The organism is Mesorhizobium sp. AR07, from assembly GCF_024746815.1.
Taxonomy (GTDB): domain Bacteria; phylum Pseudomonadota; class Alphaproteobacteria; order Rhizobiales; family Rhizobiaceae; genus Mesorhizobium.
Genome location: NZ_CP080525.1, coordinates 5466235 through 5479426, shown reverse-complemented (window position 1 = coordinate 5479426; position 13192 = coordinate 5466235). Strand labels below are relative to the sequence as shown.

Annotated in this window: 9 protein-coding genes; 7 read left to right on the top strand and 2 right to left on the bottom strand. The window is 59.3% G+C overall.

Annotated features, from left to right (window positions below):
* Positions 1-106: 106 nt before the first annotated feature.
* From BPNPMPFG_RS27350 to BPNPMPFG_RS27325, 6 genes are all read left to right on the top strand, one after another.
* Positions 107-796 (top strand): S8/S53 family peptidase, encoded by a 690-nt coding sequence (locus BPNPMPFG_RS27350; protein WP_258591704.1) that lies wholly within the window; start codon positions 107-109, stop codon positions 794-796.
* 104 nt (positions 797-900) lie between these two features.
* On the top strand, positions 901-2475 hold the full coding sequence (locus BPNPMPFG_RS27345; RefSeq protein ID WP_258591703.1) for a type I restriction-modification system subunit M: 1575 nt from the start codon (positions 901-903) through the stop codon (positions 2473-2475).
* Positions 2472-3608, top strand: a complete 1137-nt coding sequence (locus tag BPNPMPFG_RS27340; protein WP_258591702.1) for a restriction endonuclease subunit S — start codon at positions 2472-2474, stop codon at positions 3606-3608. Before BPNPMPFG_RS27345 ends, BPNPMPFG_RS27340 begins: the two co-directional genes overlap by 4 nt.
* 2 nt (positions 3609-3610) lie before the next feature.
* Positions 3611-4444: a protein NO VEIN domain-containing protein gene (locus BPNPMPFG_RS27335; RefSeq protein ID WP_258591701.1), complete on the top strand. Its 834-nt coding sequence runs from the start codon at positions 3611-3613 to the stop codon at positions 4442-4444.
* 76 nt (positions 4445-4520) lie between these two features.
* The gene (locus tag BPNPMPFG_RS27330; RefSeq protein WP_258591700.1) at positions 4521-4949 is read left to right on the top strand and encodes a hypothetical protein; all 429 of its coding nucleotides are present in this window, start codon (positions 4521-4523) and stop codon (positions 4947-4949) included.
* A 100-nt stretch (positions 4950-5049) separates the two neighbouring features.
* Complete coding sequence (locus BPNPMPFG_RS27325; RefSeq protein ID WP_258591699.1) at positions 5050-8478, top strand: DEAD/DEAH box helicase family protein; 3429 nt, start codon at positions 5050-5052, stop codon at positions 8476-8478.
* A gap of 113 nt (positions 8479-8591) precedes the next feature.
* On the opposite strand, the gene BPNPMPFG_RS27320 is transcribed toward BPNPMPFG_RS27325, so the two are convergent.
* Together BPNPMPFG_RS27320 and BPNPMPFG_RS27315 are read right to left on the bottom strand one after the other, a co-directional pair.
* Complete coding sequence (locus BPNPMPFG_RS27320; RefSeq protein WP_258591698.1) at positions 8592-9533, bottom strand: hypothetical protein; 942 nt, start codon at positions 9531-9533, stop codon at positions 8592-8594.
* A 1195-nt stretch (positions 9534-10728) separates the two neighbouring features.
* Positions 10729-11718 carry a LysR family transcriptional regulator gene (locus BPNPMPFG_RS27315; RefSeq protein WP_258591697.1) on the bottom strand — a complete coding sequence of 330 codons (990 nt, stop codon included), beginning with the start codon at positions 11716-11718 and terminating at the stop codon, positions 10729-10731.
* Positions 11719-12029: 311 nt separating this feature from the next.
* On the opposite strand from BPNPMPFG_RS27315, the gene chvE reads away from it, so the two are divergent.
* A complete protein-coding gene (gene chvE / locus BPNPMPFG_RS27310; protein ID WP_258591696.1) occupies positions 12030-13103 on the top strand; it encodes a multiple monosaccharide ABC transporter substrate-binding protein in 1074 nt (357 codons plus the stop codon).
* The last annotated feature ends 89 nt before the right edge of the window (positions 13104-13192 follow it).

Genomic DNA, 13192 nt, shown 5'->3' with positions numbered 1-13192 from the left:
GCAATCGACCTAGGGGACTAACCCTGAGGCTTTGAGATTATCTGTCCACGCAGAATCCAAGCCGACAATAGCTCCTGCTACCAAGTGCTAGAAAAGGAAAAAAGCGATGGCCAACCCCAAGCACTTCAGCGTTGAGATCCCAACACGGTGTCTCGACCTTATCGACCTGCTTTTTCCGGTTGTCGAAAAAGACAAAGGAACCGCTCAGAAACACGACGGCCCATTGTCGACCACATTTCTTCTTGCGATGGCAATCCCGATGATCGTGTTGCCGGTTGAACGACTGCTGAAGGATTTCGGACCGGATGCTCCGGATTATGCCAATGATAGCGGTATCGCTCCGGAGGTCACTGGAGCGCTCGGAAAGGTCGTTGCCAGGGCAAAGCTGCGCGATACAGACATTTTCGAGACGGACGTTTGGGCCTTTGTGCAAGGCAATCGGGTTTTCAACCTCGCTAACCCATTCCCAAAAGAGCTCGCAGCCGCCCTAAGTAGCGGAGAGGCTTTCGGCGCTGCCTCGGGAATGTCCTTCCGTCAGTTCCTCATGACGCTGCGAAATGCCTTATCGCACGGCGGGATTATGTATCTTGATGAGGACGGTCTAACTTCCGAAAGGCAAACATCAATGTTGGCCTTCGTCAGCGCGCGTCTGAAATATGACGAGTGTGAGAAATGCCATCAAAGGGCACCGCAGTTAGTCGGGCTTAACGACCTTCGAATATCCGAGTCGGGCTTTCGGCGCTTCCTGACGCGGTGGACAGCCTGGCTGCAGTCAACGCCTCTGCATTGGATATGACTCATCAGACGACGCCTGGCTGAGGGCGCGTTGGCCTCCTTGATTACGCTTGCCGCTGCTGCTCTGATCCGTATGGTGCCCCACGGTCTAATACGAGGGGAACAATGCTCACCGGTGAATTGCGTTCGAAAATCGATGCAGTCTGGAACGCCTTCTGGGCGGGTGGCATCGCCAATCCGCTCGAGGTGATCGAACAGATCACCTACCTGCTGTTCATGCGCGGGCTGGACGATGCCGAGCAGCTTGAGGAAAACCGTTCGACGCGGACAGGTCAGCCGATGCGCCGGCGCATTTTCAAGGATGGCAAGGACGGCATCGGCGAAAACGGTGGCGTCGCCTATGTGGACATGCGGTGGTCGAGGCTGAAGAACAAAGACGCCGGCACGATGTTCGAACTCGTTGCCGAACATGTCTTCCCGTTCCTTCGCGCCATGGCGGAAGACGGCACCGCTCACGCAACCCACATGAAGGGCGCGCGCTTCACCATTCCTTCGCCGGCGCTGCTGGTGAAGGTGGTCGACCTCATCGACAAGCTGCCGATGCAAGACCGCGACACCAAGGGCGACCTCTACGAATACATGCTGGGCAAGATCGCCAGCGCGGGCCAGAACGGCCAGTTCCGCACGCCGCGCCACATCATCGCGCTGATGGTGGAGATGACGGCGCCGACGCCGAAGGACATCATCTGCGATCCGGCCTGCGGCACCTGCGGCTTCTTGGTCGCGGCGGGCGAGTATCTGCGCGACACCAATCCAAAGATGTTCCACGATCAGGAGAGCCGCGACCATTTCAATGAGGAAATGTTCCACGGCTTCGACTTCGACAACACCATGCTGCGCATCGGTTCGATGAACATGACGCTGCACGGCGTTGAGGATCCCGACATTCGTTACAAGGATTCGCTCAGTCAGGAGCATGCCGGCGACGAGGACCGCTATTCGCTGGTGCTGGCCAATCCGCCCTTCGCTGGCTCGCTCGATTACGACACCACCGCAAAGGACCTGCTATCGATCGTCAAGACAAAGAAGACCGAGCTTCTGTTCATGGCGCTGTTCCTGAAGCTGCTGAAGCCGGGCGGTCGCGCGGCGGTGATTGTGCCGGACGGTGTGCTGTTCGGCTCCTCCACCGCACACAGGGAGATCCGCCGCATGCTGGTCGAGGACCATCGCCTCGACGGCATCGTCAAGCTTCCGTCCGGCGTGTTCCGGCCCTATGCCGGTGTCTCGACCGCCATCGTGCTGTTCACCAAGACCAATTCAGGCGGCACGGATCACGTCTGGTTCTATGACTGCCAGGCCGACGGCTTCTCGCTGGACGACAAGCGCAATGCCTTGCTGCCGGGCGAAAAGCTCGGGCCGACGCCAGGCCATCATGAAGCCGGTCATTTCGTCAACCTGACGCTCACCGACGAGGAGCTGGCGAAGAACAACCTGCCTGACATCGTCGCGCGCTGGGTTGAGCGCAATGGCACCGAGCGAGAGCGGCCGCAGACCGCTCGGAGTTTCAGTGTGCCTAAGGCCGACATCGCGGCAGCCGGCTATGACCTTTCCATCAACCGCTACAAGGAGGTGATGCACGAGACGCAGGAGCATCGCCCGCCGAAGGAGATCATCGCCGAGCTGAAGGCACTAGAGAAGGAGATCGCCGAGGGACTGGAAGAGCTGGAGGCGATGCTGTGAACATCCATCTCCCAAAGGCCGCTCCTTTATTTAAATGGCCGCGTGTCCGTCTTGGTGACATTGCGGAGCATCGACTTGGAAAGATGCTCGACAAGGAGAAAAACACAGGCGTTCCGCGCCGCTATCTTAGGAATCCGAACATCCGATGGTTCGACTTTGATCTCTCGGATCTGCAGGAGATTCTGGTCGAGGAGAAAGACGTTCACAAATATGAAATCCGCGACGGCGATGTCCTAATTTGCGAAGGCGGCGAGGCTGGGAGGGCGGCACATTGGAAAGGGGACTCAGATGGCATAATCTTCCAGAAAGCATGCCACCGAGTCAGGGTCGGCCCGCGACTAGACGCTAACTATTTGATCCACCGCCTATTTTACGACTACCACAACGGCGGACTTGAGGACTACCACACCGGCGCAACAATCAAACATTTCACCGGCCAAGATCTCGCTCGTTATGAATTTCCACTCCCGCCGCTCGACGAACAGCGGCAGATCGCGGCAATCTTGGATAAGGCGGATGCGCTGCGCCGCAAGTGCAGGCACGCCATCGAATTGCTCGAAAGCCTCACGCAGTCAATTCTTCTTGAGATGTTTGGCGACCCTAATACCAATCCGCTGAATCTCGCGCGAATCCCGCTCGGCGATTTAATTCGAGTAAGAAGCGGCAACGGGTTAGTCGCCAAAGATATGGCTCCTGACGGTCGCTATCCAGTCTATGGCGGCAACGGTGTCAACGGCTATCATGATCGCTTTATGTTTGAAGAGCCAAAGATCGTATTAGGTCGCGTCGGTGTGTATTGCGGAGCCGTTCATATAACGGATCCTACTAGCTGGGTGACGGACAACGCTCTTTACGTATCCGAGATCAAAAGACCAATGTCGCTGCTCTATCTTGCTGCGGCGTTAAGGCAAGCAAACTTCAACCAATACGCAGGTCGATCTGCCCAACCATTGATTTCCGGAGGAAGGATATATCCCGTGGAAATAGCAGTTCCTGACCTCGATGATCAGCAGAGTTTTGAGAAAGCTGTTAAGGAAGTTCATCGGATTTGCGGTCCGCAATCAAAAGCGAACCAGTATCTGGAAGCCCTCTTTTCCTCCCTCCAATCCTGCGCATTCTTGGGCCAGCTTTAGCTATGTCCGTTGCGCTCGCCGGAACCGACTGGAGCGACCGCGAAATCGACCTGATCGTCGGTGACTATTTCGACATGCGGTCGTTGGAGTTGACGGGCCGTCCATTCGTCAAAGCGCGGCGCAACGCCCAGCTCCAGGAATTGACTGGCCGCAGCCGCGGCTCGATCGAATTCAAGCACCAGAACATCAGCGCGGTGCTCTATCAGCTCAGCATGTCGTGGATCGCTGGCTACAAACCAATGGCAAACTTCCAGCGCGCACTGGTCGACGGCGTCGAGCGCCATATCGCCCGCGATCCAACGCTTTTCGAAAACCCGATACCGACAGCGCCCGCGCTTGACTTGCACGAGCCTCAACCAATCTTCTTCGAGGCGCCGCCTGTTGCAGCTTTCGAAGCCGTGCCAGCCGTGCTGGAGCGGATCGTGCGGAAGTTTGATCCGGCACTCCGAGACGCCCGCAACCGACAATTGGGCAAGAGCGGCGAGGAACGCATCTTCTTTGCCGAGCAGTCTGGCTTGCGCGTGGCCGGGCGCGATGATCTTGCCCGGAAGGTGCGCTGGGTGTCAGTGGAGGATGGCGACGGCGCCGGCTATGACATTCGCTCGTTCGATCCAGCAGGCAGCGAGCGGCTTATCGAGGTGAAGACCACCACCGGGCACAAGCAGACCCCGTTCCTGCTTTCGGAGAACGAACGAGCCTTTTCGGAGGAGCGGCCGGATGCTTTTCGACTTGTGCGACTGTTCGACTTCGCCCGCGAGCCGCGCGCCTTCGAACTCACGCCACCGCTGGACAGATCCGTGCTGCTGAAGGCCGCGACCTGGCGAGCACAGTTCTGAAGGCAATTGCTATCTGAACTCAAAAAACTATAGCTAGTATTTGGGGTTGCGAAAAAAACTAAGTTGGGGAGGGCAGATGCCGTCGATCTACGAGCTAGATCTACCTGGCGGTATGACCGAGAGGGGTTTTTGGCTTTACGTCTGGGAAGTGAAAGTCGAAGCTGACGAGGTTCTTTATGTCGGCCGCACCGGAGACAACTCGAGTCCTTACGCCTCGTCTGTGTATCGTAGGATGGGGCAGCACCTTGGCGATGCTGATAACACCAATGCTTTGCTCCGCCACTTAGAGGACAGGTTCAAGAACCGCGAAATCCACTCATACGAGAGATTTCGTATGTTCTCCTACGGTCCCATCTTCCCGGAAGTCAATCGCACCCAGAATTTGCCTACAGAACTGCGCCACATTGGCAGTTGGCGCTCGACCTTCACATTCCCTATCGCGATCGAACGGCAGCATTGGAACGCAAGCTTGCTCAAGAACTGCGTGCTGCCGGCTACGATGTGATGAACATAGTCAATTCCAACGCACCGCTCTTCCGAGCCGATTGGCCGCCGGTCAGAGAAGCCTTTGCGAAGCATTTTCCCCGGCTGCCACAGGTGCTGTGATGTCTAACTTCACCTTCCTTGCTACTGAGTTTCCAACGGTCCACGAGGCTGCAGTGGAGGCTGAGCGGCAGGCGGGCGTGTCGCCGACGGCAGCGGCGTTCTTCGCCGGCAAGACAGTTGAGCTCGCCGTCAAATGGGCGTTCCGCGCCGACCCTGGCCTGAAGCTGCCCTATCAGGATAACATCTCGGCACTGCTCCACGAGCCGAGCTTTCGCCGCGCAGCAGGCGAGGCCGTGTTCGCCAAGGCAAAGTTCATCAACACGCTGCGCAATCGCGCCGTGCACGAGGAAAAGACCATCCGACCAGGCGATGCTGCTGGCGCGGTCAAGGAACTGTTCCACGTCTGTTTCTGGCTGGCGCGCACCTATGCGCGCAAGGCTAAGCCGCCAGAGGGTCTCTCCTTCGACGCCTCGTTGCTGGCGCGCCGTGACGAGACGCTAAAGAAGGCTTTCGCGCATCTGAAGGCGCAGCAAGCCGAACTCGACGCCAAGGGCGGCGAGTTGACCAAGCTGCTTTCCGACCGGCAGAACCTAGACGCCGAATTGCAGCGCCTGCGTGCCGAAGTGGCAGCCGCCCGGCATGCCGCCGAGGCGACGCCGTCTACACATGACTACAACGAGGCTGAGACGCGCGACCGCTACATTGATCTGCTGCTGCGCGAAGCCGGCTGGGCGCTCGACAAGCCGGAAGATCTCGAATTCCGCGTGGAAGGCATGCCGAACAATGAAGGCGTCGGCTTCGTCGACTATGTGCTGTGGGGCGCCGACGGCAAGCCGCTCGGACTAGTTGAGGCCAAGCGCACGCGCAAGGATGCGCGCCAGGGCCAGCAGCAGGCAAAACTCTATGCCGACAGGCTGGAGGCGCGTTACGGCCAGCGACCGGTGATTTTCTACTCGAACGGCTATGAGCACTGGATATGGGACGATGTGCGCTATCCGCCTCGCCAAATCGGCGGCTTCTACAAGCGTGACGAGTTGGAGCTCCTGATCCAGCGTCGCACGAGCCGAAAGAAGCTCGCCGAGACGAAGCTCAACACGAAGATCGCCGGCGACAGGCGGCCCTACCAGCAACGCGCCATCCGTGCCATCGCCAAGGCCTTCGAGGACGAGGGCGAGCGCAAGGCACTGCTGGTGATGGCCACCGGCTCAGGCAAGACGCGCACGGTGATCGCGCTGGTCGATCTGCTGATGCGCGCCGGCTGGGTGAAACGAGCGCTGTTCCTCGCCGACCGTGTCGCGCTGGTGAACCAGGCCGCCGGCGCATTCAAGGCGCATTTGCCAGATTCGGCGCCAGTCAATCTGGTCACCGAACGCACCAGCGAGGGCCGCGTGTTCCTCTCGACCTATCCGACGATGATGAACCTCATCGATGGCAGGCAGGAGGGCAAGGCGAAGTTCGGCCCCGGCCATTTCGACCTCATCATCATCGACGAGGCGCATCGCTCGGTCTACCAGCGCTATCGCGCTATCTTCGAGTATTTCGACAGCTTCCTCGTAGGGCTGACGGCGACGCCCAAGGACGAGATCGACAAGAACACTTATTCGCTGTTCGACCTGGAAGACGGCGTGCCGACCGACGCCTATAGCCTCGAAGAAGCTGTCGCCGACGGCCATCTAGTGCCGCCTGTGGCGATCTCCGTGCCGCTGAAGATCGTGCGCTCCGGCTTGCGCTACGACGATCTCTCCGAAGAGGAGAAGGACCAGTGGGACTTGCTGGAATGGGGCGAGGACGAAATCCCCGATATGGTCGAGGCGACCGAGGTGAACAAGCGCCTTTTCAACCAGGACACCGTCGACCAGGTTATCGCGCACCTGATGCAGAACGGGTTGAAGGTCGAAGGCGGTGATCGGCTCGGCAAAACCATCATCTTCGCCAAGAACCAGGCGCATGCTGTTTATATCGAAGCTCGCTTCAACGCGGCCTATCCTTCGCTTGCTGGACATTTTGCCCGCGTCATCACCTATGAGAGCGGCGCCTACGCGCAGACGCTGATCGACGACTTCTCGAAGAAGGACAAGGCTCCGCATATCGCCATCTCTGTCGACATGCTCGACACCGGCATTGATGTGCCAGAGGTGGTCAATCTCGTTTTCTTCAAGCAGGTTCGGTCGAAGACGAAGTTCTGGCAGATGATGGGCCGCGGCACGCGTCTCTGCCCCGACTTGTTCGGTCCCGGCCAGGACAAGGAATTCTTCCGCGTCTTCGACTATTGCCAGAATCTCGAATTCTTTGGCGCCAATCCGGAGATCAAGGAAGCGAGCGCTGCAAAGTCCCTTTCGACCCGCCTGTTCGCTGCCCGGCTCGATCTTGTGCGTGCATTGAATGAGAACGATGGCAGGGCCGGCGGCTTTGCCGCGCCCGAGCAGCAACCTTACGAGGCGCCCGGCAATCGGGTAGATCCGCCGAGCGTGGAAGAGGTGCGCACCAGCGCACTAGCCGTTCTGCGCGACACCGTCGCTGGCCTGAACCTGGAGAACTTCATCGTGCGCCAGAAGCGTCGCACGGTCGAGAAATACCAGGCCGACCAGGCCTGGAATGACATTGATGACGAGGCGCGCGACGAACTGGTGGGCGACATTGCGCCGCTTCCGTCGTCTCGTGAACTCGGGACCGAGGAAGCGAAGCGCTTCGACCTGGTGATGTTCCAGCTGGAGCTTGCGCTGCTGAAAGGCTCGAAGCGTTTCGACACGTTGAAGAAACAGCTTCTGGACATTGCATCCGCCCTTGAAGACCAGACGGCCATTCCGGGCATCGCAGCCCAGGCCGCGCTCATCGAGGAGATCCAGACCGCCGAGTGGTGGGAGGGCATTGCCGTTCCATTGCTGGAGCTGGTGCGGCTGCGCCTGCGCAATCTGATCCAGCACATCGAAAAGGGCCGTAAGGCCATTGTCTATTCGAACTTCGCCGACGAGATTGGGACTGGTGAGGAGATTGACCTACCGCAGGTTGGCGAGGCGGATTTTACGCGTTTCAAGCAGAAGGCACGCCACTTCCTGAGGAAGCATGAGGACCACCTCGTGCTGCACAAACTGAGGCAGGGCAAACCGCTTACGACCAGCGACCTGGCCGAACTGGAAAAGATGCTGTTGGACGCAGGCGTCGGGAATGCTGGAGATATCGAGCGCGCCCGCGAGACCAGCCGGGGCTTCGGTGGGTTTGTGCGCTCGTTGGTCGGGCTGGACCGCGTAGCCGTCTCGGAAGCCTTTGGCGAGTTCCTGTCCGCAGGGATAGCGTCGGCCGCGCAGATCGAGTTCGTAGGCATGATCATCGAGCACCTGACCGACCAGGGCACGATGGACCCAAGCCTGCTCTATGAGCCACCCTTCACCGACGTTGCGCCTACGGGACCGGAGCAGGTGTTCGACGAAGGTCGTGTGGCGCAGCTCTTTTCGAGAATTCAAGAAATCAACGACAGTGCCGTCGCGTAACGACTCACGTGCTGAATTCTTTCTGGACCGGAGCATGCTATCCATGTAACGCCCCCCTAAAGGAATAAGTAAGTAGGTAAGTAAGTAAGGAAGAAAGAAAGATTAGGGAAGCGTTACACACACCCTCTCACATTTCCTCCGGTTCGAGAGACTGCCATCTTGGCACGGTGTTTCGCGACTCTGGCCGCACCTGCTGCCCGACGCGCATCGAGCACCGGTGAAGCCGATCCAAATCGACGTTTCGCGAGGGCGTCTATCTTGGTGGCAATAAGCTTGCATCTGATGCGGTCTGGACAGGAGCAGCATTGAAGAGAATGTTCTGTTGAAGAGTTCTGCATACCTAAGCAGCTCTGCAGAAATTCGGCGTCATCCGGTTTGACGGAGTTTCGAGTTCCCCACATCCCGCTCCTCGTTTCGTCAACAGCTGTTTTGAGCGAGTTGCGACGCTGGTCGGCTGGCATGATCCGAAGCACAGTGCGAAGTGGCAGTTGCCTCTGAGAAAGACAGTGACGGGCTATCACGTCCGACCAGCGCTTCGCGTTGTTTTGAACAACCGCGATCAGGACCTCGCGGAAGTTTGTTTGCGCCGGGAGACCGCGATCATGGTCGATTTGATACTGAGCCAGGTCAGACCCTGGCCATACGGAAAAAGGCCCTCGGTCGAGTTTGAACTTTTCGAACTGGGCATGCCAAGCGACTTTCGTCCTATCGTTTGCATGAAGCTGCAAAGGTAGGGGGTTCCGTGATCGAGTCCTCCTACCCGAAAAATGAAATGAGAACTCCATGAATTGATCATAGGGCACGCCGAGTTCGTCCGCCCTTTGCCTTGCGATCCAAAGCTGCGTGAACCAGCCGGCAGGTTCGGAAGGCGGGTTCGCCTTGACCCCATCGACATGCTCCGACAACTCGCGATCGATGTTGGCACGGACAAACGCACGCAAGGCTTTTCGATAGATTTCACCAAATAGCAGCGTGGCGTCGAGAGGCGACAGAAACCGATAGTCGAACCACTTCTTGGTCAGGAGTTCGTGCTCGCGCTGAAGAAGACCTGGCATTATTAGATTCCGGGCTGTGATAAGGTCCTCTAACCGTTTCGCGAATGCTCCTGGGTCGTAAGCCAAGATCGATCTCCTTCAAGAGCAGGCGAAGTGCCTGCGTGTAGGACGGCCCTGACCGAGCCTTCCTAATTGCTCTATAGCGTTCCGTCGGTCGGAGCCGCCGAAGGCAGAAGGTTTATTTTTGGAAGCCGTTCCGTTGGCTGGCACGCGGTCCCCGGAATTTGCATCCGCCAACAGCGCCAGCGATGGAATCGTCCTTCCACCGACTATGCCGATGTTCAAAACTCATACCGCAGCAAACGTCCAATCGCAGCCGCCTTCGCCGCGATCGTAACGTCCCATAGTCGTCACCGGCAGTTCGTCCCACATGCTTCCGGATCTCGAAGGACGGGTAAATTCTGCTCGACACCTGTGCGGGATGACGGCGTCGAGTTCGACATCGCTGGACTTACTGCCGAGCCGAGCCGCAATGACGCGGAGTATGCCGGCGTTCGTGTCAGCCGTGACGATTGCCGGCGCACCTGTGCGCCGCCAGGGCGGCATCGACGTCGGTTTCGGTGACGTGGTAACGCCGGCACCGGCCTAGCTTGAATACCCCGCCCTGCTCGGCTCGCCACCGCCTCGCCTTCGCGCATACCCGCCGGAGACGGTCGTTGCGGAAAAGTTTGAGGCCGTGGTAAGCGTGGCGTCGCCAATACCCGCATGAAGGACTTCTACGACCTGTGGATGGTCGGGAGGACCTTCAGCTTCGAGGGAGCGTCGTTCCTCCCGATTAGCTTAACTTTTGAGCGAGCCCAAACCGCCAGGCTGGCTAAGATCCCGTCAGGGCTGAGCGTTGCCTTCGCAACAGGTGAGCGGTCAGTGGCGGGGCTTTCCTGACGCGGGGGCGCGAGACGGCGGCGCCTGAAACTTCGCTGCCATCATCGATGGCCTACACGTATTCCTGGCACCGCTTCTGGCTGAAGGCCGGATGCCGGCGGGTGCCGTCGTGCGGCCAGTGTAGCTGCTGCCCAAGTTGGGCTTGGGCTATGCCACAGGGGGTGTTTACCGGTTTTACAGCGCCATTGATTTCATTGGATAGTTTCTGGTGAAAAACCGACCTGTTTTACAGCTAAACCACTGAAATATAGGCATTACACCCAGCTTCCCAAGCTGAACGCGCGGGTTCGATTCCCGCTACCCGCTCCAGCCGTCATCCCACCTCTCGCAGAATGAAATCGTGCAGCATCTTGGCGGCCGGCGACAGCACGCGGTTCTTCACCGTGATGAGGCTGTAGGGTCTCACCTCGATGTCGAACTCGGTCTGGACGACATCGATGGCGCCGGCCAGCCCGTCGGGATTCTGGATGAATTTCGCCACCTGAACCGACACCGGCGCGATGGCATCGGACTGCGCGACCATGACCAGGGTCAGGAGCAGCGAGCTGGTGTTGAGGATGCGGTCCGGCAAGGCGATGTTGCGGTTGAGGAAATTGCTCTCCATCGCCTGGCGCAAGGGCGAACCGCCCGACTGGAAAACCCAGTCATAGGCGGCGGTCTCTTCCAGCCCCACCGCCTTGCCCTTGGTGAGCGGATGGCCGCGGCGCACGATCAGGCAGGCCTTCTCGACGCCGATGACACGCGACTCGAACAGCCGCGGATTGAGATCGTCGGGGATGCGCGCAATGATGAAATCATGGCGCGTGGCGATCAGTTCGCGTGCCAAAACGTTGGAGGTCTCGACCTGCATGGTGATCTCGATGCGCGGATAGATGCGGCGGATTTCGCGAATTGCGGGCACCGCCAGCTCGATCGCCGGCGCCGTCACCGAGCCCAGGAACACCGAACCGCCCTTGCCCGCCTTGAGCTCGGATATCTCGCGGTCGACCTCGCGCATCTCCAGCAGGATCGAGCGCGCGCGCCTGGCCAGCGCCTTGCCGTAGGGTGTCAAGGTGATGCCGCGCGGCAGCCGCTCGCACAGCTTGACCTCAAGGACGGCCTCCATCTCGCTGATCATGCGCGAGGCCGCCGGCTGCGAAATGTTCATGACCTGCGCCGCCGCGCTCACCCGGCCATGGTCGTCGAGCGCGACGATCATGCGCATGTGACGCAAGCTGAGACCGCTGCGCAGCAAGGTTTCGCCATCGCCGGGCATCTCGCTGTAACCGTTTGAAACCACAGTCGGATTCCGTAGCGCCGCCATCGCCTCTCCTTGCCTCTGCCGCGGCTGGCGGGTAGCCGCACCGGCCTGTCTTGTCTCAATAACACATACCAATGATGATATAGCAACCATCACAGATCGCATTTGACAGTTATGGCAAGGGGTCGCAACCTTCGCGCGTTCCGAGACGCGACGGTCGCTGACGATAAAAATCGTATCGATTGAAATCAGCGCCTCGGAGCCATGGGAGGATACCGGAGATCGATATGACGGCAGCAGTGCCTTGGCGCTACTGCACGATTGCGCGGGCCGCGACCCCCGGGGTGCCGCGTCCATCAACCAGGGAGAGTTAAGTGAAAATCATCAAGACGTTAGCCGCCGCCTTGGCAGTCAGCATCGCGGCCATGTCGGCCACCGCCGTTTACGCGGCCGACAAGGGCCTCGTCGGCGTGCTGATGCCCACCAAGACCTCGCAGCGCTGGATCAACGATGGCGACGCCGTCAAGTCCCAGCTCGAGGCTCTGGGCTACACCGTCGACCTGCAATACGCGCAGGACGACATCCCCAACCAGCTCAGCCAGCTGGAAAACGAAATCACCAAGGGCCCGAAGGCGCTGATCATTGCCTCGATCGACGGCACCACCCTGTCGGACGCGTTGCAGAAGGCCGCTGATGCCGGCGTCGTCGTGATCGCCTATGACCGCCTGATCAAGAAGACAGCCAATGTCGACTATTACACCACCTTCGACAATTTCGGCGTCGGCGTGATCCAGGCGAATTCCCTGGTCAAGGGCCTCAAGGAGCGCTTCCCGAACACCAAGCCCTGGAACGTCGAACTGTTCGGCGGCTCGCCCGACGATAACAACGCCTTTTTCTTCTACAATGGTGCGATTTCCGTCCTGCAGCCATTGATCGACAATGGCTCGATCAAGATCAAGTCCGGCCAGACCGGCATGGACAAGGTCGGCACGCTGCGCTGGCTCGCTGCCACCGCCCAGGCGCGCATGGATAATCTGCTGTCGGCCAACTATTCGGACGGCAGCCGCGTCGATGGCGTTCTGTCGCCCTATGACGGCCTGTCGCGCGGCATCACCGCCTCGCTGCGCGCTGTCGGCTACGGCACGGCCGCTCAGCCCTGGCCGATCGTGACCGGCCAGGACGCCGAGACCGCCTCGGTCAAGCTGATCATCTCGGGCGAGCAGTACTCGACCGTGTTCAAGGACACCCGCGACCTGGCCAAGGCGACTGTCGGTCTGGTCGACAAGGTGCTCTCGGGCGGCAAGCCCGACGGCCTCGACACCAAGACCTACAACAACGACGTCAAGGTCGTTCCCTCGATCCTGTTGACGCCGCATGAAGTCGACAAGTCGAACTACCAGGCGCTGGTCGTCGACTCCGGCTACATCAAGGCCGCAGACCTGAAGTAATTCCGGTTGCAAAGCCAGGGGTCCTGCGCAACGCAGGGCCCCTTTTCGTTCACCAGCGGGCCCGGTATTGTTACCGACCTCGCCGGCAG